This is a genomic window from Niallia sp. HCP3S3_B10 (assembly GCF_052064465.1).
GTDB lineage: Bacteria > Bacillota > Bacilli > Bacillales > Cytobacillaceae > Niallia > Niallia hominis.
Window position 1 is genome coordinate 63,720 of the sequence record NZ_JBQHVO010000001.1, and the last position, 21,715, is coordinate 85,434.

24 protein-coding genes and 1 other annotated feature are annotated in these 21,715 nt (G+C 35.6%); all 24 genes read left to right on the forward strand.

Annotated elements, in window-relative coordinates; genetic code table 11:
• Positions 1-3 precede the first annotated feature (3 nt).
• The 24 genes from ACTNDN_RS00295 (at position 4) to ACTNDN_RS00410 (ending at position 21,607) form a co-directional block, all read left to right on the forward strand.
• Entirely contained in the window at positions 4-1,056 is a 1,053-nt protein-coding gene (locus ACTNDN_RS00295) for a type IV pilus twitching motility protein PilT (RefSeq protein WP_441130404.1), read from the forward strand.
• The gene (locus ACTNDN_RS00300; RefSeq protein WP_349204803.1) at positions 1,043-2,254 is read left to right on the forward strand and encodes a type II secretion system F family protein; all 1,212 of its coding nucleotides are present in this window, start codon (positions 1,043-1,045) and stop codon (positions 2,252-2,254) included. Before ACTNDN_RS00295 ends, ACTNDN_RS00300 begins: the two co-directional genes overlap by 14 nt.
• Before the next feature lie 103 nt (positions 2,255-2,357).
• Positions 2,358-2,834 (forward strand): competence type IV pilus major pilin ComGC, encoded by a 477-nt coding sequence (locus ACTNDN_RS00305; RefSeq protein WP_349204805.1) that lies wholly within the window; start codon positions 2,358-2,360, stop codon positions 2,832-2,834.
• An 18-nt stretch (positions 2,835-2,852) separates the two neighbouring features.
• Complete coding sequence (locus tag ACTNDN_RS00310; RefSeq protein ID WP_441130406.1) at positions 2,853-3,599, forward strand: prepilin peptidase; 747 nt, start codon at positions 2,853-2,855, stop codon at positions 3,597-3,599.
• Positions 3,600-3,610: 11 nt separating this feature from the next.
• Positions 3,611-4,597, forward strand: a complete 987-nt coding sequence (gene pilM, locus ACTNDN_RS00315) for a type IV pilus biogenesis protein PilM (protein ID WP_251627444.1) — start codon at positions 3,611-3,613, stop codon at positions 4,595-4,597.
• Positions 4,598-5,227: a hypothetical protein gene (locus ACTNDN_RS00320; RefSeq protein ID WP_031537092.1), complete on the forward strand. Its 630-nt coding sequence runs from the start codon at positions 4,598-4,600 to the stop codon at positions 5,225-5,227.
• Entirely contained in the window at positions 5,224-5,970 is a 747-nt protein-coding gene (locus tag ACTNDN_RS00325; protein WP_048716622.1) for a hypothetical protein, read from the forward strand. The genes ACTNDN_RS00320 and ACTNDN_RS00325 overlap by 4 nt, the downstream gene beginning before the upstream one ends.
• Before the next feature lie 118 nt (positions 5,971-6,088).
• Complete coding sequence (locus tag ACTNDN_RS00330; RefSeq protein WP_441130408.1) at positions 6,089-7,186, forward strand: hypothetical protein; 1,098 nt, start codon at positions 6,089-6,091, stop codon at positions 7,184-7,186.
• A gap of 301 nt (positions 7,187-7,487) precedes the next feature.
• The gene (locus tag ACTNDN_RS00335; protein ID WP_031537095.1) at positions 7,488-8,066 is read left to right on the forward strand and encodes a Maf family protein; all 579 of its coding nucleotides are present in this window, start codon (positions 7,488-7,490) and stop codon (positions 8,064-8,066) included.
• 70 nt (positions 8,067-8,136) lie between these two features.
• Positions 8,137-8,811, forward strand: coding sequence for a RadC family protein (gene radC, locus ACTNDN_RS00340; RefSeq protein ID WP_441130565.1), 675 nt, complete (start codon positions 8,137-8,139; stop codon positions 8,809-8,811).
• A 169-nt stretch (positions 8,812-8,980) separates the two neighbouring features.
• Positions 8,981-10,003 (forward strand): rod shape-determining protein, encoded by a 1,023-nt coding sequence (locus ACTNDN_RS00345; protein WP_441130410.1) that lies wholly within the window; start codon positions 8,981-8,983, stop codon positions 10,001-10,003.
• Positions 10,004-10,024: 21 nt separating this feature from the next.
• Entirely contained in the window at positions 10,025-10,912 is an 888-nt protein-coding gene (gene mreC / locus ACTNDN_RS00350) for a rod shape-determining protein MreC (protein WP_031537098.1), read from the forward strand.
• Complete coding sequence (gene mreD, locus ACTNDN_RS00355; protein ID WP_031537099.1) at positions 10,909-11,424, forward strand: rod shape-determining protein MreD; 516 nt, start codon at positions 10,909-10,911, stop codon at positions 11,422-11,424. The genes mreC and mreD overlap by 4 nt, the downstream gene beginning before the upstream one ends.
• 746 nt (positions 11,425-12,170) lie before the next feature.
• Positions 12,171-12,848, forward strand: a complete 678-nt coding sequence (gene minC / locus ACTNDN_RS00360; protein ID WP_031537100.1) for a septum site-determining protein MinC — start codon at positions 12,171-12,173, stop codon at positions 12,846-12,848.
• Position 12,849: 1 nt separating this feature from the next.
• Entirely contained in the window at positions 12,850-13,653 is an 804-nt protein-coding gene (gene minD / locus ACTNDN_RS00365; protein ID WP_031537101.1) for a septum site-determining protein MinD, read from the forward strand.
• 369 nt (positions 13,654-14,022) lie between these two features.
• Positions 14,023-14,793: a M23 family metallopeptidase gene (locus tag ACTNDN_RS00370; RefSeq protein WP_031537102.1), complete on the forward strand. Its 771-nt coding sequence runs from the start codon at positions 14,023-14,025 to the stop codon at positions 14,791-14,793.
• The gene (locus ACTNDN_RS00375; protein WP_031537103.1) at positions 14,786-15,652 is read left to right on the forward strand and encodes a M50 family metallopeptidase; all 867 of its coding nucleotides are present in this window, start codon (positions 14,786-14,788) and stop codon (positions 15,650-15,652) included. The genes ACTNDN_RS00370 and ACTNDN_RS00375 overlap by 8 nt, the downstream gene beginning before the upstream one ends.
• A 167-nt stretch (positions 15,653-15,819) precedes the next feature.
• Positions 15,820-17,256: an Rne/Rng family ribonuclease gene (locus ACTNDN_RS00380; protein ID WP_284561808.1), complete on the forward strand. Its 1,437-nt coding sequence runs from the start codon at positions 15,820-15,822 to the stop codon at positions 17,254-17,256.
• Positions 17,257-17,335: 79 nt separating this feature from the next.
• Positions 17,336-17,416: a sequence feature (ribosomal protein L21 leader region), on the forward strand.
• 15 nt (positions 17,417-17,431) lie between these two features.
• Positions 17,432-17,740 carry a 50S ribosomal protein L21 gene (gene rplU / locus ACTNDN_RS00385; RefSeq protein WP_016201698.1) on the forward strand — a complete coding sequence of 103 codons (309 nt, stop codon included), beginning with the start codon at positions 17,432-17,434 and terminating at the stop codon, positions 17,738-17,740.
• 12 nt (positions 17,741-17,752) lie between these two features.
• Complete coding sequence (locus tag ACTNDN_RS00390) at positions 17,753-18,085, forward strand: ribosomal-processing cysteine protease Prp (RefSeq protein ID WP_031540640.1); 333 nt, start codon at positions 17,753-17,755, stop codon at positions 18,083-18,085.
• Positions 18,086-18,102: 17 nt separating this feature from the next.
• Positions 18,103-18,393, forward strand: coding sequence for a 50S ribosomal protein L27 (rpmA, locus tag ACTNDN_RS00395; protein WP_016201696.1), 291 nt, complete (start codon positions 18,103-18,105; stop codon positions 18,391-18,393).
• A gap of 501 nt (positions 18,394-18,894) precedes the next feature.
• Entirely contained in the window at positions 18,895-19,446 is a 552-nt protein-coding gene (locus ACTNDN_RS00400) for a Spo0B C-terminal domain-containing protein (RefSeq protein ID WP_031540639.1), read from the forward strand.
• A gap of 214 nt (positions 19,447-19,660) precedes the next feature.
• Positions 19,661-20,950 carry a GTPase ObgE gene (obgE, locus tag ACTNDN_RS00405; protein ID WP_031540638.1) on the forward strand — a complete coding sequence of 430 codons (1,290 nt, stop codon included), beginning with the start codon at positions 19,661-19,663 and terminating at the stop codon, positions 20,948-20,950.
• A 201-nt stretch (positions 20,951-21,151) separates the two neighbouring features.
• A complete protein-coding gene (locus ACTNDN_RS00410; RefSeq protein ID WP_031540637.1) occupies positions 21,152-21,607 on the forward strand; it encodes an ACT domain-containing protein in 456 nt (151 codons plus the stop codon).
• Positions 21,608-21,715 lie beyond the last annotated feature (108 nt).

A 21,715-nucleotide genomic window follows, 5' to 3' on the forward strand; every position in this document is an offset into this window, starting at 1 on the left:
ATCTTGAAAGAGAAATTAGATGAGATTTTGAAGACTGCTTATGAAAATCGAGCTTCTGATGTTCATTTAACGGTAGGGATACCGCCTGTTATCCGCATAAATGGAGAATTGAAAAGGATTGGTGAAAAAAGCTTGGTGAAAGCTGAAACAGAAGGAATGGCAAAGGAAATTGCTCCTGAAACGTTATGGGAAACTTTTTTAGAAAAAGGGGAATTAGATTTCTCCTATGAAATAAAGGGTCTTTCTCGCTTCAGAGTCAATATCTTTAAACAGCGTGGACAAGTATCCATTGCCTTGAGAATTGTGCCAACAGCCATTCCGACGATTGAACAGCTTGGTATGCCAGCTATACTACGTAAAATAGCGGAAAAACAACAAGGTCTTGTACTTGTAACAGGTCCTACTGGTAGCGGGAAATCGACCACTTTAGCAGCAATGATTCGGTATTTAAATGAGACATCCCATAAGCATATTATTACTCTTGAAGATCCAATTGAATATTATCATTCACATGGAATGTCGATTATTGACCAACGAGAGGTTGGCTTTGATACAAATAATTTTGCAAATGGGCTGCGTGCTGCATTAAGGCAAGATCCAGATGTAATCTTAGTAGGGGAAATGCGAGATTTAGAAACGATTCAAACTGCAATTACTGCAGCGGAAACGGGTCATCTCGTATTGGGAACATTACACACCTCTGGAGCACCAGCAACAATAAATAGAATAATTGATGTGTTTCCACCAGAACAACAGCAACAAATTAGAATTCAATTAGCTTCTGTCTTAGTTTCGGTTGTGTCTCAACGCCTTTTCCCGACAGCCAATAAAAGAGGCAGAGTCGTTGCTTTGGAGATTCTTCTAAACAATTCAGCAGTGGCTAATTTGATTCGTAATGAGAAGATACATCAAATCATGAATATTATGCAAACATCCAAATCACAAGGAATGATAACATTAGAAAATAGCATTAAAGAGCTTGTTCAATTTGGGCATATTCATCAAGATTTAGCTGCGCAATATTTACAGGAGTTGTCAATTAATGGCTCGATTTAAGTATACCGGTAGAACGATACAAGGAAAACGAGAGGGAAGCATTAATGCATCATCAAAGCGTGAGGCATTATTGACACTAAGGGAACAAGGTATTCGAGTTACAGAAATAATGGAAGTCAAAGAATCATTCTTTACAAAGGATATTGTCATTGGCAATCCTGTGAAATTGCAGGATATGGTCATTTATTTACGACAGTTTGCAACGCTTTTGTCTGCAGGAATCTCCATTATCGATTCCACAAGAATACTTGCAGAGCAAACCTCAAGTAAAGTACTACGAAAGGTTTTAAAAGCAGTGGAAGAGGATTTAAGGGAAGGAAATCCTCTGTCTAATGCTGCAGAAAAGCACAGGAGAGTATTTTCGCCAATGTTCATCAATATGGTTCGAGCTGGAGAAGCGAGTGGTAATATGGATGAAACACTTGAACGATTAGCTATCCATTACGAAAGACAGCATTTTACAAAACAAAAGATTATTTCTGCACTTGCTTATCCGGCGGCTGTTGGATTACTTTCTATTTTTGTTGTCGTCTTTTTGTTAATTTATGTTGTGCCAATTTTTGTTGGAATGTTTGCTAGTTTAGGCGGAAAATTGCCGTTCATTACCCAATTTGTGCTAGATGCAAGTGCTTTTGTCCAATCTTACTGGTGGTTAATTGCATTTGTGGTGATACTAATTACGATTGTGTTTATACTGCTTCGAAATAATGAAACGTCTAAATATTATTTGGATTATGCGGTATTAAGGATGCCGGTTATTGGGAAGCTACTACAGAAGGCAGAACTAGCAAAAATGACACGTACACTAAGCTCGTTATTTTCTAGTTCTGTCCCAATATTGCAAGCATTAACCATTGTTGAATCAGTAGTAGAAAATAAAGTAATTGCAGAAGTGGTGCATAAATCCCATGCTGCATTGGAAAATGGTCAGTCGCTTATTGAGCCTATGAAAAAGCACTGGGCCTTTCCCCCTCTGATTACCCAAATGATTGCCATTGGGGAGGAGACAGGCTCCTTAGACCTCATGCTTGGGAAAGTTGCTGACTTTTATGAAAAAGAAGTGGAAGTTAGTACAGATCGACTAAAAGCCATTTTGGAACCTTTATTAATTGTTCTTTTAGCTGGCCTTGTTGGGGTTATCGTTTCCGCGCTGATGATACCAATGTTTGAAATTTTTAACCAAGTGGATAATTACTAAGAAAAATATGTAATATTCCAAAAAAATAATTCTTCCTTTTAAAAAGAGAATCTGCTAAAGTACTACTTAGAATAGTAAAAAAGTACTAGGGAGGCAATAAAAAATGAAAAAAATAATAAATCGTATAAAAAATCAAAAAGGTTTAACGTTAATTGAGCTATTAGCAGTTGTCGTTATTCTTGGAATTATTGCAGCAATCGCTGTTCCGAGTGTTGGGAAAATAATCGACAACACAAAGAAAGATGCTCATGTGGCAAACGCACAGCAAATGATTAATTCTGCTAAATTGGCTGTATCGGCTGATACTGGGTTGTTGCCGAGTTCGGGTTCGAAGATTATCACCATGGCTTATTTAGAGGAACAGGGTTATTTAGATGTAGTGAAAGATCCAGATGGTGGAGAATATGAGAAAGGCACTTCTGAAACTGATGATACTGGTTCTTATGTGAAAATTACAAAAGGTACGGAAGGTAAATACAGTTATACTGTTAAATTAGTTGGTAATGAACGACAAATAGACGAAACAGCAGAAGCAGAATTAGCTAGGGATGAAGTTGAACCTATAACTGAAGCCAATTAATAAGCTCGGTAAATAATAATGCTATTACTAATCTTCCTATACGGACTCCTCTTTGGCTCCTTCTTTAACGTAGTCGGTCTAAGAGTCCCTGTTAATCAGTCGATTGTTGCTCCGCGGTCAGCCTGTCCAAAATGTGGACATACTTTAAGCTGGTATGAATTAATACCTGTATTATCTTATATTTTTCAAAAGGGGAAATGCAGTCAGTGTAAGACTGCAATTTCCCCTATTTACCCGATTGTCGAATTGATAACCGGTCTTTTGTTTATTTTGGCACCAGTTAAATTAGGATGGTCAACTGAACTTTTTGTTGCTTGGACACTTATCTCCTTGCTTATGATTATATTGGTGTCCGATCTTGCTTATATGATCATTCCAGATAAGGTATTGATTGTATTTTCCATCCTCCTTATTATAGAAAAAATATTCATTCCCCAAAATTCTTGGGTTTTCTCTATTTCAGGGGCAGCTGTTGGCTTTTTCTTATTGTTATTCCTTGCCGTTATTAGTAAAGGTGGCATGGGCGGCGGAGATATCAAACTGTTTGCAGTCATTGGCTTTGTCCTTGGTCCGAAATTAGTTTTACTAGCTTTTTTCCTTGCTTCCTTATTTGGTGCTTTAATTGGTATAATTGGAATGTTATTAAAGCAATTTAAGAAGAGGGAGCCAATTCCGTTTGGTCCATATATTGTTTTAGGCACGCTTATCGCCTATTTTTATGGATTGGAGTTACTAGATTTTTACTTTCAACTTCTTAACATATAAGGAGATATCATATGGGGTTGTTTCGAAACAAAAGAACTGTCCAGCTCATTTTTAATGATCATTCCATTCGATATATGGAAATGAAACAAATTAATCCTCCTCAACCAATCAAATGGGGGGAAAGGATTTTGGCAGAAGGTATCATTAGAAATGGAAAAGTGGTCAATAAAGAAAGCTTGCAGTTAATTTTAGAAGAATGTGCGGAGACTTGGAAAATAAAGAAAAGGGACATTCAGATGGTCGTTCCTGATGCGCTAATTATTATTCGGAAAATATCCATTCCAGCAGATATAAAAGAAGATGAATTAAAAGAGTATTTATACTTAGAAATTGGCACATCCATCCATCTCCCATTTGAAGAGCCGGTCTTTGATACGGTTGTTCTAAAAGAAGAAGACGAAAAAAAGGAAGTTTTATTCATTGCTGCACAAGCAGAATTAGTTCAGGAATATGTGGATGCTCTAACAGAAGCAAAGCTATATCCAGTTGCTGCAGATATTTCCTCGTTAGCAGCCTTCCGTATATATGAACGACTTTATACAGCTGCCAAAGAGGAGAGACTGTTATTTGTACATATGGATTTAGAAAATGTGAATATAACTATTTTTGAACATGGATATCCGATTTTTGCCCACTTTTTGCCGCTTACCTTTATACGCGAGGATTGGGAAATTCGAGTAAATCGGTCACAGCAATCAGAGCTTTTCTTTCAAGGAGATATCGAGGAGCTCATGATTGAATACGATAATATTTTTCGAGAAGTAAACCGATTAATGGATTTTTATCGTTATTCTATTCATCAAGGAAGAGAACAATTGATGAAAATTATTTTGACGGGTGATCACCCTATGCTACCATCCATGAAAGAAGAATTATCTACTCGTTTTGAGCTGCCTATTATTATGCCAGAAGTAGATAGCCTATTAACTGGATTTAAGCGATCTTTGCCAAGTGGCTTTCACCTTGTTTTAGGATTAGCTTTAAAAGAGGTGAAATAGATGTTAGTGGATATCAATTTACTCCCAAAAAGAGAAAAAAGAAGTAAAAAATCCGTTTATATTCTTTTTATTTTTGCTGGGGTGGCACTGCTTAGTATAATTGTGATGCTGTTTATTGGCCAATCCATTCAGAAAAAGAATGATGAATTGGCAAAACAAGTAAATACAATGAAGGAACAAGTGGAATCATCTCAAACGCTGCTTACTACCTATGAAAATTCAAATGCTGCAGCAGAATTAGAAAAAGCAGTCATTTGGGCAGAGGACTATCCTTTAAAAACCGTTCCAGTAATAAGAGAGTTAACTTCCTACCTACCAGAGCGGGGGTTTATTCTATCTTTTCTTTATAATGAAGATGGAACAATTCAATTAGAGGCTCAATTTGATACAACTAGAGAAGCTGCCTATTATTTAAAGAGATTAATGGATTCAGCGTGGATTACTGATGTTACACTCTCTAAACTATCAACAACGACCATTACTACTTCTGTTGATGAAGGAGCTCTTTCTACAGAGCAAGATGTACAAAGATACATTGGTTCTTTTCAAATCTTCCTAAATAAAGAAACGATTAAAGAGGAGGAGCAAATGGATCAGCAAGAAAAGGAACAAGGAGATTCTAATTCATGAACCTTGATAGGCATAGATTGTTTACCATAAGTAGTATGCTGATTATATTCTGTTTTTTAGCAGGAATGTATTTCTTTTATTTACAGCCTAAGATTGTTGAAAATAATAAAAAAAATGATCAGATTGAGACAGAGCAACAGCTATTATCAGTGATAGAAACAAATATTCAAGAGAAGAAAGAATCTGGAGAAAAAAATACATTTGAATTGCAAAAAAGTGTTCCGATAAAACCGCTAACAGATCAACTGTTAATCGATATCGAAAAAGCAGAGCTACTTTCAGAAACGACGATACAGAATATGGTATTTAGTGATGGTGAGGTAGAAGTTGATTCTACGGATGATATCGGGATATTACAACAACAATTTGATAAAAGCACAAGCCTAGAAACCGAGGAAGAGACGAAAGAGGAGAATTCCGAGGAAACGGAGCTTTCATCTATAGAAATGCCTTCTGGGATGAAAGAGATGACTGCTACTCTTGAAATACAAGCACAGGACTACTTTGGATTGGAAAAGTTTATATCTGAAATGGAGAATAATGAGCGGATTGTATTAGTAAGAAATATAAACTTCTCTGGTGAAGAAGAAAAAACGACTGTTTCAGATGAAGAAAATCAGTTAGTAACATTTTATGTTACTTTTTCCGTCTTCTATATGCCGGAACTAGTAGATTTACAAGAAAGCTTGCCTAAACTAGATGTTCCGTCACCTGGCAATAAAATAAATCCTTTTGCTAACTAATGGCGAATAATTAAATAATTTGACGAAATCATTCTATAACAAGACGACAAAAGTCTTGTTATTTTTTTTTGCTTATATGATAGGATAAACAAAATAAATGAAAATGGGGGTAGGACGAGTGAATGAAAAACCGGAGAATCGCAAAACGATAACGATAAAAATCAACGGAAAAGACCGTCCATTCCAAAAAAAGGATACAGATGAAACAATGGAACGGAATGAACCTTCTGTTTTTCATAAGGACCAAAATAATAAAAAAAAGGAAGATACTGTTTTTAGCGAAGAGTCTGCAGCTGGACAAGAAGCAGAGCTAGAAGAAAGCTTTGATTGGATTCTTCCTGCACCAGAGGAAATGCCAGCAAAAAATAAAGAGAAAAGCATGTTTAGCTTTCAATCACCTTTGAGTAAAAAGGACAAGCCAACATCTTTTTCAAAGAGTGTTAAAAGTAAAGAAGGCAAAAAAAAGAGTTTGCCTAAGGAGATTGTAGCTTCTATTTTCTTTGCCGTCTTTTTTGCAGTCATATTAGGAACTAGCTTTGGGTTTATTTTATTAAACATGGTAAGTAGTGATCAGACTAGCACGACAAATGGGAATATAACTGCTTCAGCCAATATTTCTCAAAATAATGATGGACAAGCTTCTTCTGCTACGGAAAGTGCTACAAAAGCAGATATTAGCACATATGTCCTTCAAGCGAATGTTTTTTCTAATGAAGAGCGAGCAAAAAATGATCAAAAAAAATTAACAGAAGAAGGGACAGTTAGCCAAATTATTCCTTTAGAAGAAAAACAGTTCCTTCTGTTAGGGGTTACGAGTAATTTAGAAGATGCGAAAATCTGGCAAAAGGAAGTAGAAGGATCCTATGCAAAAGAGATGATTTTTAATGGGAAAGAAGTAAATAATGTCTCTAAGGAAGAGAAAGCTGTTATTGAAGGATCGCCAGCTATTTATTATTCTGTTCTCCAAATCGTAACAAGTGCTCAATTTGATAAAGCAATTTCTGAGGATGATAGAAGTAAGTTGGAGGAGGAGCTTGCGATAGTGGATGAGAAGAATGTCTCTGCTATTACAAATGAAAAAATTCAAACCATGGCAACACACCTAGCGAAGGGTGGCGAGCTTGCAATGAATTTAACAACAAATAGTAGTCAAAAAGAAATAGAGGCAGTTCAACAGCAATTGTTAGATTACTTAGCCACATATGTCGCGTTATGATTTTTTCAGTAGAATATTAGTAGGGAGCGAAAAACGTTATTAACGAAGCGCTCCTTTTTTGTTTTTTCAAGAGGAGAATGCTTATTAGATGTACTATCAATGGTAGAGAACAAAGTAATAGTATAGCAATTAAAACAGCATTTATTATATCAAAATAATTATGGGAATATTTCTACAAATTTCGGCATATTACATTTCATTTACTATTCGATAAAAAATTACGTTTCAAAATTGTGTATCCTGTCATTCTTTGATAGGATTAATTTGTATCTCTCAATTTGAAAAGTAGGTAGGTGTAATAATGTTAAAGCAAACCCTCATATTGGCCTCTTCTTCTCCTCGACGAAAAGAGCTCCTTGAAGAACTCCAAATACCAATTGTTATATCCAGTAGTAACGTAGATGAAAGCTTTGATCCTACTCTTGCCCCAGAAGAAATTGTTATGTATTTAGCGAGAAAAAAAGTCGAAGCAGTTTATTCTAATGACAAAGAATCATTTATACTAGGTGCCGATACGGTAGTATGTCTAGATGGTGTCATACTAGGAAAGCCTCGTACAAGGGAAGAAGCATCTCAAATGCTGAGTCAGCTTTCAGGAAAAACGCATTCTGTATATACTGGTGTCGCTATTATGGCAAATGGAATATGCTCTACATTCTATGAAAAAACGGACGTGTTATTTTGGGAATTAATAGATGAAGAAATACACGATTACTTAGACACCGGGGAACCATTTGATAAAGCAGGTGCGTATGGAATTCAAGGAGTAGGCAGAATACTAGTGAAAGAAATTAAAGGAGATTATTTCACCGTAGTTGGTCTTCCGATTTCTCGAACAGTACGCGAATTAAAAGCAAAAGGCTTCAGTATGCCTCATTAAAATCAATGGACCCTTATTCTATTCTTCCCAAAATCGACAGATAAGGGAGGAACAAATAAAAATGGATTCTATGTTAATAAGAGATTTTCCAGATGATGAACGACCGAGAGAACGTTTTATCAAACAGGGACCAGAGAGCTTGGCTAATCATGAATTAATCGCCTTATTGATTCAAACAGGTTCCAAAAACGAATCTGTTCTAACATTAGCGAATAAGCTTTTAATCCATTTTGATGGACTTCGTTTACTGAAGGATGCAAGTCTTGATGAGTTAAAAGCGATAAAAGGGATTGGTACAGCAAAAGCTATACAACTGATGGCAGCAATCGAGTTAGGTAGACGTGTTTCCAATTTAGAATTCACAGATAGATATTGTATTCGTTCTCCAGAAGATGCTGCCAAATATATGATGAATGAAATGAGATTTTTAACGCAAGAACATTTCGTTTGTTTATATTTAAACACTAAAAACCAAGTAATGCATAAGCAAGTTGTTTTTATTGGAAGTTTAAATGCGAGTATTGTCCATCCCCGGGAAGTATATAAGGAAGCATTTAGAAGATCTGCAGCATCGATTATCTGTCTTCATAATCATCCCTCTGGTGATCCTTCGCCAAGCAGAGAAGATATTGAAGTTACAACAAGGTTAGTCGAATGCGGGAAAATTATTGGAATTGATTTGCTAGATCATATCATAATTGGGGAAAATAAATTTATCAGCTTAAAAGAAAAAGGCTACGTATGATGCTGTTCTTTTTTGAAGATATAAGCTATAATATATTTTATGATTTTTTGGCTATTTCTGTCTAATCATGACAAAATATAGATATGTAACAATTAGAAGATAATTACAAAGAGGAGAATATCTACCTACTTTATAATATTGCATTAGTTTCAGAAAGGGAGATACATTTATGTTAGGTTTTGGAACAAGAGATCTTGGAATTGATTTAGGAACAGCAAACACGCTAGTTTATGTAAAAGGAAAAGGAATTGTAGTAAGAGAGCCTTCTGTAGTTGCACTACAAACAGATACAAAGAGTATTGTAGCAGTTGGTAACGATGCGAAGAATATGATCGGTAGAACGCCTGGGAATGTTGTTGCATTACGTCCTATGAAAGACGGGGTAATTGCTGATTATGAAACAACTGCAACAATGATGAAATATTATATTAAGCAAGCGATTAAAAATAAGGGCTATTTCTCAGGCAAACCTTATGTAATGGTTTGTGTACCCTCAGGAATTACAGCCGTTGAAGAGAGAGCTGTAATCGATGCAACACGTCAAGCGGGTGCAAGAGATGCTTATACAATTGAAGAGCCATTTGCTGCTGCAATTGGGGCGAATCTTCCAGTATGGGAGCCAACAGGAAGCATGGTAGTGGATATCGGTGGTGGTACAACAGAAGTAGCCATTATTTCTCTTGGTGGTATTGTTACTAGCCAATCGATTCGAATTGCTGGTGATGAAATGGATGATGCGATCGTTAATTATATTCGTAAAACGTATAACTTAATGATTGGGGAAAGAACTTCTGAAAGCATTAAAATGGAAATTGGAAGTGCTGGAAATCCGGACCAAATTGAAAACATGGATATTCGTGGTAGAGATTTATTAACAGGACTACCAAAAACAATCAAAATTACTGCAGATGAAATTGCTAGAGCATTAAAAGATACAGTCACTGCGATTGTAGATGCAGTGAAAGTAACATTAGAAAAAACACCGCCAGAATTAGCAGCAGATATCATGGATCGCGGAATTGTTTTAACAGGTGGTGGAGCATTGCTTCGAAATCTTGATAAAATTATCAGTGAAGAAACGAGTATGCCTGTTGTCATAGCAGAAGATCCATTGGATTGTGTTGCCATCGGAACTGGTAAAGCTTTAGACCATATTCATTTATTCAAAAATAAAGCAAAAGATTCACGATAATTTTACTCGAGGTGTATAAGCATGCCACAGTTTTTTATGAATAAACGCCTGATTATTTTGCTTGTTAGCATCATTATTCTCGTGGCATTAATAGGGTTTTCTTTGAGTGACCGAAATAAATTAACCTGGCCGGAGCAATTTGTAAAAGATACAACCGGCTGGGTTCAAACCCTTGTTTCCAGACCTGCCCATTTTGTGGTGGGTTTTGTTGATAATGTCAAAGCATTAAAGGATACATACGAAGAGAATAAGGAATTAAAGGCGAAGCTAGAGGAAAATGCTCAGCTTAAATACCAGGTTCAAGGTCTCAAAAAAGATGTCCAAGCATTGCAAGAAACATTAGAAGAAAAAGAATCATTAAGCGATTATACCCTAATGAAAGCAACGGTAATTCGCAGAAATCCATCGCAATGGACGGAGCTAGTTACCATTAATCGTGGGGAAAATGATGGCGTAGAGAAAAATATGGCTGTTATTACTTCTGCTGGATTAATAGGGAAAATAAAATCAGTCGCTCCAAATACTGCTACTGTGCAACTATTGAGCTCTGAAGATCCGGCTAATCGAATCTCAGCTTTTATTCAGCCAAAAGATGAAGAAGAGAATAAAGATAAAACAGATGTTTTTGGCATTATTGCTGATTATGATAAAGAGACGAAGCAATTGATTATGACATGGGAAGAAGTCCCGAACGGATTAAAAGTGGAAAAAGGACAGCTTGTTACGACATCAGGAATGGGTGGAGTCTTTCCGAAAGACTTAGCAATTGGAACAGTAGAAAAAGTAGAGCCTGATGAAAATGGTCTGCAGAAAAAAGTGTTCATTAAACCAGCAGCGGATTTCTATGATATTGAGCATGTAATGGTAGTAGATAGGGAAGCTTTATCCCCTGAAGAGGATGAACAATGAGAAAAGTTTTAATTGGTTGCTTAATCTCATTTATGTTTATATTAGAGAGTGTTTTTCTGGAATTATTACCGACAGACCTTTTTGGAGGGAATTTGATATTCGTTCCGTATTTTCTCCTCATTACCATTCTATTCTTTTCTGTTTATGGAAATAGAAATGTTGGTGTGATCTATGGTTTTGTTTTTGGATTACTTTTTGATATTGTTTATACAGAAATTTTAGGTATCTATTTTTTTGCTTTCCCTTTTATCATCTATATTTTTAATAAATTGATGAAAATTTTTCATAGCAATATTGTGGTTGTTTCCGTGATGTGCTTGCTTGCTGTCTCGGCGCTAGAAATAATTGTTTATCAAGTGATAAAAGTTATAAATCTTACAACAATAGATTTTGCGAACTTCCTTCATTTAAGACTTTTTCCCTCTCTTGGGCTGAATCTTATTTTTATCGTAATTGTCGCATATCCATATAAACGTTTATTCGAGAAGTATGCAGCAGAGCTAAAAGAATGATATAGTTAGAAGTGAAATAAATTTCAGGTTGGACATTTCGTGTCTCGATCTGAAATTTATTTGATTGAAGAACTGTCTTCCACTTTAAGGTTAAAAAAGAGTTTAGCTTATCTTTAGTCTATTCGGTGTCTAGCACAAGCAGACAACCCTGTAAGTCTTCCTTTTTTAGGATTGCACGTCAACAAATGCTACCAGTCTTTCCTGTTTCTTCATCATATTTGAGAAAAGGCGCTTACATATTACTAATTTTTGAGAAATATATTTTGCTTGAAAAGGAATTTTAAAAACGTTTGTCGAATGATATTAAATAGGAATTAGAAACCATTGAATAGAGCTCTAAAGTCCTTAAGAATTAATGTTATGTATGGATTTGGATAAGACGCTTGTTAAAAGGGCAAGAAGTAAGGGGAAAATATTTTGTATGTTAAAACGCATTTATGAAAAGAGTAAATGCTCTAGCTAAAGTGTCAACCATCTATCAAATGAAAAGGTGAGCTTGAATATGTGTGCACCATATTTATTCAGGTTTGATAACACTACATTATTTGATTAGGATGATTGCGCTTTTTTATGCAAAGTGAGATTTATAAGTATTACGATATCGAGCATTTGCGTCCATTTGCCTAATGTGGTTAAAACTATATCCTGTTTGTACAATAGCATAAACAGAAGTATTTTATGTATTTTAGTGGTTACGGGATGAAAGGAGACGCTTACGCTTTTCTTACAGAGGTGAACAACTTGATATGAAAAAAAGGCAGCTAGTAACAATTAAAGGAACGAAGAATGGACTGGGCCTACATCTGAATGATAATTGTTCATATGAAGAGTTATTAAGAGAACTCCAGTTTAAATTAAATGAAAGCTCGAGTCTGCATAATGAAAAACGAGATATAAAAGTGACAGTAGAGCTTGGAAATAGATATGTAACAGATGAACAAAAAGAAGAAATTGTTCATTTAATTCAGGAAAAACAAAATCTATCCGTTCAATCTATTAATAGTAATTTAGTTACAAAGAAAGAAGCGGAAACTTGGCTAAGACAAAATGAAGTGAAATCGATTACCAGTATTGTGCGGTCAGGTCAAATTCTAGAAGTTCCTGGTGATTTATTGCTAATCGGAGATGTAAATCCAGGTGGGAAAGTTATTGCTGGGGGCAATATCTATATCATGGGCCAGTTAAAAGGAATAGCTCATGCTGGATATAATGGAAATGATGATGCGGTCATCGCTGCTTCTATTATGAAACCGACGCAAATTCGCATTAGCCATTTTATCGAGAGAGAGGTAAAGGATGCCTCTTCTGAAAATACGAGAGAAATGGAATGTGCATATGTGAATAATAGTGTAATTAAGATAGATAGATTACAAGTATTACCACATTTAAGACCAAATTTGGTGAAATTGGAAGGAGGATATTAAGATGGGAGAGGCAATTGTTATAACATCAGGTAAAGGTGGAGTTGGAAAGACGACCACTTCTGCAAACATTGGAACAGCACTTGCATTACAAGGAAAAAAAGTCTGTTTAGTAGATACAGATATTGGCTTACGAAATCTTGATGTCGTAATGGGATTAGAAAATCGAATCATTTATGATTTAGTAGATGTGGTAGAAGAAAGATGTAAAATTCATCAAGCACTTGTTAAAGATAAAAGATTTGATGATTTGTTATATTTATTACCTGCTGCACAAACGAGTGATAAAACAGCTGTTCGACCAAATCAAATGAGAGAGTTAGTTCTTCGCCTAAAGCAGGATTATGATTATGTCATCATTGATTGCCCTGCAGGAATTGAACAAGGATATCAAAATGCAGTGGCTGGTGCGGATAAAGCTATCGTGGTTACTACTCCTGAAGTATCCTCTGTACGAGATGCAGATAGGGTAATTGGATTACTAGAAAAAGAAGAACAAATGGAACCACCAATGCTTGTTATTAATAGAATTAGAAATCATATGGTGAAAAATGGGGACATGCTAGATATTGATGAAGTAACAAGCCATCTGTCCATTGATCTATTAGGTATTGTTGCAGATGACGATGCTGTCATCAGAGCTTCTAACAATGGGGAGCCAATCGCTTTAAATCCAAATAGTAAATCTGCCATTGCTTATCGCAATATTGCTAGAAGAATTTTAGGAGAAACGGTTCCCTTGCAACACTTGGAAGAAGAATCAAAAGGTGTCTTTGCAAAGATTAAGACATTCTTTGGTGCTAGATAGGAAAGCTACTAGGTTAGTCGATTTTTTGCTGGCATACGTACATAAAATAGGACGTATTAGAAGTAAGCAAAGATTACGGAGAATAAAGCTCTTATCTATTTTAATTGGATAATGAAGGAAGATTTAATCTTATAGCCCTTAGACTATATGCTCTGTTTTTAAATTAGCCCTGTAAAGCCGTAGATATTGGTTCGGAAGAATCATTCTACAGCTTTACAGGGCTTTTTGTACCCTTCCTATTTACTTTAAGATTAGGAGGATTAGTTCCTTATCTTTTCGTAATGCATACACCCTGATTAAAGGCATACTTTGTTTCATCGTTACATAAATATAGGATTAAAAGGACAAGTATGTAGGGGAGAGGAGTAAATGGGGTCAAGAAACGATGATGTTAGAAAAAAAATTGAAAAAAGAAGAAAAGAACGGGCGAGGATAGAAAAAAATATCGATAGTCGAGTGTTATGGTCAGATGAAGAGGAGAGCCAAGACTACCTTTTTACAAGTAAAGAGGAAAATTATCCAACAAAGATACATCCATTATTTCGGAAAGATTTATTCATGTTAAAAATCCTAGGAGCAGCCGTTCTTTTTCTTGCTGTTGCAATCATTGTAGATCATCCATCTGCAAAACTTGCGAAAGTAGAGAATTCGCTTAAACAGGTGATGTCGCAGGAATTTAACTTTATGGTTGTAACAGATTGGTATGAAGATAAATTTGGAAAACCATTAGCATTTCTACCAGAGCAAAAAGAACAGGTACAAGATACAGAGCAATTACAGCAATATGCATTATCTGCATCTGGTAAAGTATTAGAGGAATTTGAGCAAAATGGACAAAGAATCGCAATAGAAACAGGAACAGATACAACGGTGCAATCTTTTAATGAAGGACAAATAACCTTTATAGGAGAGAAAGAAGGGTTTGGGAAAACAGTTGTCATTAAGCATAGTGACCAAAGTGAATCATGGTATGGAAACTTAGAAGAAGTGGATGTAAAGTTATACGAAAATATTAACAAAGGAACAAAAGTAGGAAGTGCCTCAAGGTATGAAGGAGATGAAGCACTAGGTTTATTCTTTTTTGCAATAAAGAAAAATGATGATTTTATCGATCCTTTACAGGTGATCGAAATTGAATAGGTTCCTTGGTGTTTTTAAGTGCCTCCATATTCATCCACTATTATGGGTTGTCATTGCTATCGGTGTAATGACTGCCCATTTTTATGAATTATGCTTATTGTTTATGATCATCCTTATCCATGAATTAGGTCATGCATTTGCTGCTGCTTTTTTTTCATGGAGAATAAAGAGAATATCTTTATTGCCATTTGGAGGAGTGGCGGAAATGGATGAACATGGAAATCGACCATTGCTAGAGGAGGCAATTGTCATTATTTCTGGACCTATCCAGCATATTTGGCTAGTAGGGCTAGGCTTTCTTTTATGGCAAGGAGAGATTCTTACTGATTCCTTATATCAAACATTCACCCAATATAATATCATGATATTTTTCTTTAATTTACTTCCCATCTGGCCGCTTGATGGCGGTAAGCTAATGTTTCTTTTATTTTCCTTAAAAAATTCCTTTCCTAAGTCGCATAAATGGACGCTTTATTTTTCCATTTTCGGGGTTTTTATCTTTCTAATAACAGTCCTAATTAAGATGCCAACAAATATAAATGCTTGGATTATCATAAGTTTCTTACTTTTTTCTATTTTTTATGAATGGAAACAAAGAAGATTCTTATTTATGCGATTTTTACTCGAACGTTACTATGGAAAAACAAATGAATTTCGAAAATTACTGCCGTTAGAAGTTCAGGAAGAGGATCATCTGTTGGACGTTTTAGAACGATTTCACAGAGGGTGTAAGCATCCGATTATTGTAAAGGCAAAGAGTGGGGATAATACGATGCTGGATGAAAATGAGCTATTATACGTCTATTTTAAAGAAAAGAATGTGACTGCTAGGGTAAAGGATATAATCGCTGTTTTATAGGTATACATAAAAAAGAATGTTTACAGATGTTTCTGTTTTAATAAGTGTGTTTAGGTAAACGAAATTTGAGCGGAAAGGAAGTTAGCATCATTAAATAGATGTATGAGTTTACTAAAACATTTCATCTAAGCTAAAATAGTAAGATAACCATAAAAAGAGGATGTATGATGTTGAACCAAGTAATCGTCAATATGAGAACAAGAGAAAATAGATTTGCTTATCTGATAAATGGAAAGATAGAGAAAATTTATGTCCAGCAGCCTCAATATAAAACGACTGTTGGCAATATTTATTTAGGACAAGTGACAAAGGTGATTCCAGGGATGAATGCAGCATTTGTTGAAATTGGAGAAGGAAAAGGTGCGTATTTACCGAGAGAAAAAATGATTTCCTTTGTTCGAGATGAGGGAACTTTAGAAGAGAAAAAAAAGAAGAGTGTATCCTCTTATATTAAACAAGGGGAACGAGTACTAGTTCAAGTAATAAAAGATGCTGCAGGACCCAAAGGAGCAAAAATAACGGGCATTATTGAGATATCTGGTGATAATCTAGTATATATGCCTTATGGCCGATATGTTGCTGTATCTAAAAAAATAAACTCCAAAGCTGCTCAAGTAAATTTGAGAAGCTTTGGAGATACCATCAAGTCAGAGAAGGAAGGGCTAATTTTTCGTACTTCAGCAGCAAATTGTTCGGAAGCGGACCTAATAGAGGAACTGGAAATTTTACGTCGGCAATATTGCGACTTGGAAAAGAAAGCTATGCAGAAAAGAGTCATGCTTTTACAGGAGACTAATGAGTTTAACAAACAGCTACTCTATCTGTTTAAACAAATGAAAGAGGGAGAAGTGATAGTCGATAGGTTAGAAGAGAGGAAGCATTGGCAAGAATTATTTCCCCATTTAATATTTTCCTTCCATCAAGGAAACGAGGATATTTTCACACATTATCAGCTTGATACCGAAATAGAGAAAGCATTAAAAAGAGTTGTTTGGCTAAGCAATGGTGCATATTTGATTATTGATCAGGCGGAGGCAGCGACGATTATAGATGTAAATACAGGCAAATATGAAGGAAAGCATCAGCTAGAACAAACCGTTTTTCAGACAAATATGCTTGCTGCAAAAGAAGTAGCAAGACAAATTGCCCTAAGAGATATTTCTGGGATTATTTTAATTGATTTTATAGACATGAGAAAAACGGAAGAAAAGCAGATTATTGATAGTATGCTTAAGGAATTAAAAAGGGATAATAGGCAATCAAGAGTAGTAGGATTTACAGAGCTTGGGATATTACAATTAACGCGAAAAAAGACCATGAAATCTTTATCTGAAACGGTACAGAGCAAGTGTATGACTTGTGAAGGTACAGGCGTTGTAAAGAGTGCTGAAAGTATGGCATTTCAACTAGAAAGAGAGCTCTGGGAATATCGAAATAAAGATATAGCTCTTGTAGAGATACAAGCAACGGAAGAAGTGACTAAGATATTTAGTGGTGAAGGAAATGTTCATAAAAAGCGGCTAGAAGAAGCATTAGGTATTACAATTAAGATAGAAGCAGCTCCATTTCCAAAGCCAGACTACTTTATCCGAATGGTTAAATGAATACTCAACAGGGATTAATTAGAATATGATTGACAGTATCATGTAAACATGTTAGTATTTTAATGTTGTTTGTAGCACCCGTGCTCTACAACCGCGCATAGCAGGTAATGAAGCTTTTGCTTTAGCAAAACGCCTGTCATTGGCGAGTCTTAGTCTATTAAGGAGGTGCAGTTTAATGTACGCAATTATTGAAACAGGCGGAAAACAAATCAAAGTTGAAGAAGGTCAAGCTATCTACATCGAGAAATTAAACGGTGAAGCTGGTGACACGGTTACTTTTGATAAAGTCCTTTTCGTTGGCGGAGAAAATGTAAAAGTAGGAAGCCCAGTTGTTGAAGGAGCTACTGTTACAGCTAAAGTTGAAAAACAAGGCCGTCAAAAGAAAATCATCGTTTTCAAATACAAAGCGAAGAAAAATTATCATAAAAAGCAAGGTCATCGTCAACCTTACACTAAAGTTGTTATCGAAAAGATTAACGCTTAAGGTTGAATTTGTATGATTGAAGTAACGATTGACAAATCAAACGATGGTCTCATTCATTCGTTTACCATTAGCGGTCATGCCCTTTTTGCAAATAGTGGGAATGATATAGTATGTGCAGGAGTATCGGCTGTTTCATTTGGAAGCATTAATGCCGTTATTTCCCTTACTGGTATTACACCTATTATTAAGCAAGGAAAAGATGGAGGTTTTATCTCTTGTACAATTCCTGAGAATATTCCGGAAGAAACAAGAGAAAAAATTCAACTTCTTTTAGAAGGAATGGTTGTTTCATTAGAAACAATTGAAAGAGACTATGGAAAATACGTAACTATCACTTATAATTAAATAGGAGGTGGAACGAAATGTTAAGATTAGATCTTCAGTTTTTTGCATCTAAAAAAGGGGTAGGTTCTACTAAAAACGGACGTGACTCCATTTCTAAACGTTTAGGAGCTAAACGTGCAGATGGTCAATTAGTAACTGGTGGAAGCATTCTTTACCGTCAACGCGGTACAAAAATCTATCCAGGAGTAAACGTTGGTCGTGGTGGCGATGATACACTATTCGCAAAAGTTGACGGAATCGTTAAGTTTGAGCGTCTTGGTCGTGATCGCAAACAAGTTAGCGTATACCCAGTAGCACAAGAAGCATAAGTTAATGATTAGATAGGCTGGCTCGTATAGGGTCAGCCTATCTGTTTGTTAAGGGATTGATTTCTTGAACTAAAATGAATGTTGATACAAGAGATAAGTTGTGGAGGATTTCAACACTTAGACAAAAAGCAGGAGGGGCTTTTTGTCTAAGTGTTGAAAAATAGAGAGAGGAATCAATTGCTTTTTCGTATGCTAACAAAGGATAAAGTTTGGCTCTTATGTATAGTTTGTTGTTACCACAGCCTTAATACACTTCGTTTTCAACATTTCTTTATCAAATTAATTCAAAATAGCTCTCTTTATAATTACTGTTTAGAGTTTTTATATATCTAGGAGTTGTATGCTTCTTCCTATTCCCATCGATTAAAAACTTTAAAATCAGTCGAATGTTAATCGTCAAGGCTTAGCGAGTTATCGTTTTTGTTCATAGATGATTCATTTTTTGTTATACTTACTAAAAGCAGTCTTCTAAGACTTAATAACCTTTTTAGGAGTACAAGAATGAATAAAGACTGGAATACGATAGATTTTTTAAGACATGTTCGCCATGATTGGCTAAATAAAATTCAATTAATTAAAGGGAATTTGGATTTAAATAAACCAGAGCGAGTAAAAGAAATAATAAATGAGATTATTACAGAGACAAAACAAGAAGCTAAGTTATCTAATCTTAATATACCGCAATTTGCTACAAAGTTATTAATAGCAAACTGGGAAAATTATTATTTTAGGTTGGAATATGAAGTGTTGGCAGAAGAAAAATGTCAATTAACAGAAGACGAAACGCTTACTCCATGGATAACCTTGTTTTTTCAGACATTAAATCAGCATAGTAAACCTTTTGCAGACAATCACTTATTCATTTCCATTCATTCCATGGTGGAAGGGCTTCGGTTGTATGTTGATTTTAACGGCCAGCTATTAAATGCAGAGTCAATAATTCCATTTCTTCAACAACCGTTTTCCAAACAATTGGCGGTGGAAAATATAGAAATTAGTGATAAAGAGCTGGTATTTGAAGTCTGGATGATTAGAGAGAAAACAGGTAAATAATTAGAAGAACTCGTTGACTAAAATCAATTAGATTCGGTCAAATTACTTAAAAGAAAAATTGTGAGTTATAGAAAAATAGTAGCTGTAAATGCCTGTAAGTTCGAAAATAGGATATCCTAAAGCTTTACAAGTAAAATAAATCATAAGATATTCTCATGTTCTATACTAAACATGCAAGCTGCATATGTTTTTCTTAATAGGAGGAAATGAATTTATGTTTGTGGATCAGGTTAAGATTTATGTGAAGGGCGGAGACGGCGGAAATGGAATGGTAGCCTTTCGCCGAGAAAAATTTGTCCCTAAAGGTGGACCTGCTGGTGGAGATGGCGGTAAAGGAGCAAATGTAGTATTTGAAGTGGAAGAAGGTTTACGGACATTAATGGATTTCCGCTATCAACGTCATTTTAAGGCACCGCGTGGCGAGCATGGAATGTCTAAAAATCAGCATGGGCGTAATTCTAAGGATATGATTGTAAAGGTTCCACCTGGTACAATCGTATCAGATGCAAATACGAAAGAAGTGATCGCTGATTTAACAGAACATGGGCAACAAGCGATTATTGCACGAGGCGGTCGTGGGGGAAGAGGGAACTCCCGCTTTGCAAGCCCATCTAACCCAGCTCCTGAATTATCGGAAAATGGCGAGCCAGGTCAAGAAAGAGATATTATACTGGAGTTAAAAGTATTAGCAGATGTTGGTTTAGTCGGTTTTCCTAGTGTAGGTAAATCTACATTACTTTCCGTGGTATCTGCAGCCAAACCGAAAATTGCAGATTATCATTTTACAACGATTGCGCCTAATTTAGGAATGGTGGAAACAGAAGATAACAGAAGCTTTGTAATGGCAGATTTGCCAGGACTGATTGAAGGAGCACACTCTGGTGTTGGATTAGGCCATCAATTCCTTCGTCATATTGAACGGACAAGAGTTATTGTCCATGTCATTGATATGGCTGCTACAGAAGGCAGGGATCCATATGAAGACTATGTTACAATTAATAACGAGCTTCAAGAATACAATATGCGTTTATTAGAAAGACCGCAAATTATTGTTGCCAATAAAATGGATATGCCAGATGCAGAAGAAAACTTACAAGCGTTTAGAGAGAAACTGCAAGATGACTATCCGATATTCCCTATTTCAGCGATAACAAGATCTGGTTTACGTGAACTCCTTTTTGCTATTGCTGATAAATTAGAGAATACATCAGAATTCCCATTAGAAGAAGTGGAAGAAGAAGCAGGGATTCACCGTGTTGTGTACAAGCATGAAGTCGATGAGAGACAATTCTATATTACAAGAGATCCAGATGGAAGCTTTGTCCTATCTGGTGAAGGAATTGAAAAACTCTTTAAGATGACAGATTTCTCCCGTGATGAGTCTGTTCGTAGATTCTCTCGCCAAATGCGCGGAATGGGTATTGATGAAGCATTGCGTCAACGTGGTGCAAAAGATGGCGATACAGTAAAATTAATGGAGTATGAATTTGAATTTATCGATTAATAAATCGAAATAAGCCTAAGAACATTAAAAGTGGTAATAGAAGATCTTCCCTTTCGTCGAATGGATTAGACGGGAGGGGAGTTTTTCTACAGAAAAGACGAATGAATATATTTAAAATAGCTTTTTTAATAATGGATAAAAATTGAAATTTATATTAATCATACATAATGAAGTTTCCGTTATGCCTTGAGGGGTGAGCAGATGAAACATAGTAAATTGGATCAGAAATTTTTTTTAGTAAGAGAAGATGTACTTTCTGAAGCGATGCGAAAAACCTTGGATGCGAAAGAACTATTGGAAAGAGGAAAAGCAGAATCAGTACATGAAGCTGTAAAGCAAGTCGATTTAAGCCGAAGTGCATTTTATAAATATCGAGATACAATTTTTCCTTTTCACACAATCGTGAAGGAGAAGTTAATAACATTATTCTTTTATATTGAAGATCGATCGGGAACTTTATCCAAGCTATTAAGTGTGGTTGCTTCTGGAGGATGTAATGTACTTACGATTCATCAAACAATTCCGCTTCAAGGAAGAGCAAATGTGACATTATCTCTAAATACAGCAGAAATGGAGATTTCTATTGATATGTTGCTAGAGCGTTTGCGTATGCTTGAATTTGTCGAAAAGGTTGATGTATTAAGCTCCGGAGGCTAAATACTTCTAAAATGGTTAGAATAGCTTTAGCGTTCTTGTAGGAAGAAGGCTTATTTAAGTCTTTCTTCTTCTATAGTAGATAAATTCAGAATAAATAATTTTTTTGGA

Coding starts and splice junctions, on each gene's coding strand:
- ACTNDN_RS00300 (WP_349204803.1), top strand. CDS start 1,043: ATGGCTCGATTTAAGTATACCGGTAGAACGATACAAGGAAAACGAGAG.
- ACTNDN_RS00305 (WP_349204805.1), top strand. CDS start 2,358: ATGAAAAAAATAATAAATCGTATAAAAAATCAAAAAGGTTTAACGTTA.
- ACTNDN_RS00310 (WP_441130406.1), top strand. CDS start 2,853: ATGCTATTACTAATCTTCCTATACGGACTCCTCTTTGGCTCCTTCTTT.
- pilM (WP_251627444.1), top strand. CDS start 3,611: ATGGGGTTGTTTCGAAACAAAAGAACTGTCCAGCTCATTTTTAATGAT.
- ACTNDN_RS00320 (WP_031537092.1), top strand. CDS start 4,598: ATGTTAGTGGATATCAATTTACTCCCAAAAAGAGAAAAAAGAAGTAAA.
- ACTNDN_RS00325 (WP_048716622.1), top strand. CDS start 5,224: ATGAACCTTGATAGGCATAGATTGTTTACCATAAGTAGTATGCTGATT.
- ACTNDN_RS00335 (WP_031537095.1), top strand. CDS start 7,488: ATGTTAAAGCAAACCCTCATATTGGCCTCTTCTTCTCCTCGACGAAAA.
- radC (WP_441130565.1), top strand. CDS start 8,137: ATGTTAATAAGAGATTTTCCAGATGATGAACGACCGAGAGAACGTTTT.
- ACTNDN_RS00345 (WP_441130410.1), top strand. CDS start 8,981: ATGTTAGGTTTTGGAACAAGAGATCTTGGAATTGATTTAGGAACAGCA.
- mreC (WP_031537098.1), top strand. CDS start 10,025: ATGCCACAGTTTTTTATGAATAAACGCCTGATTATTTTGCTTGTTAGC.
- mreD (WP_031537099.1), top strand. CDS start 10,909: ATGAGAAAAGTTTTAATTGGTTGCTTAATCTCATTTATGTTTATATTA.
- minC (WP_031537100.1), top strand. CDS start 12,171: ATGAAAAAAAGGCAGCTAGTAACAATTAAAGGAACGAAGAATGGACTG.
- minD (WP_031537101.1), top strand. CDS start 12,850: ATGGGAGAGGCAATTGTTATAACATCAGGTAAAGGTGGAGTTGGAAAG.
- ACTNDN_RS00370 (WP_031537102.1), top strand. CDS start 14,023: ATGGGGTCAAGAAACGATGATGTTAGAAAAAAAATTGAAAAAAGAAGA.
- ACTNDN_RS00380 (WP_284561808.1), top strand. CDS start 15,820: ATGTTGAACCAAGTAATCGTCAATATGAGAACAAGAGAAAATAGATTT.
- rplU (WP_016201698.1), top strand. CDS start 17,432: ATGTACGCAATTATTGAAACAGGCGGAAAACAAATCAAAGTTGAAGAA.
- ACTNDN_RS00390 (WP_031540640.1), top strand. CDS start 17,753: ATGATTGAAGTAACGATTGACAAATCAAACGATGGTCTCATTCATTCG.
- rpmA (WP_016201696.1), top strand. CDS start 18,103: ATGTTAAGATTAGATCTTCAGTTTTTTGCATCTAAAAAAGGGGTAGGT.
- ACTNDN_RS00400 (WP_031540639.1), top strand. CDS start 18,895: ATGAATAAAGACTGGAATACGATAGATTTTTTAAGACATGTTCGCCAT.
- obgE (WP_031540638.1), top strand. CDS start 19,661: ATGTTTGTGGATCAGGTTAAGATTTATGTGAAGGGCGGAGACGGCGGA.
- ACTNDN_RS00410 (WP_031540637.1), top strand. CDS start 21,152: ATGAAACATAGTAAATTGGATCAGAAATTTTTTTTAGTAAGAGAAGAT.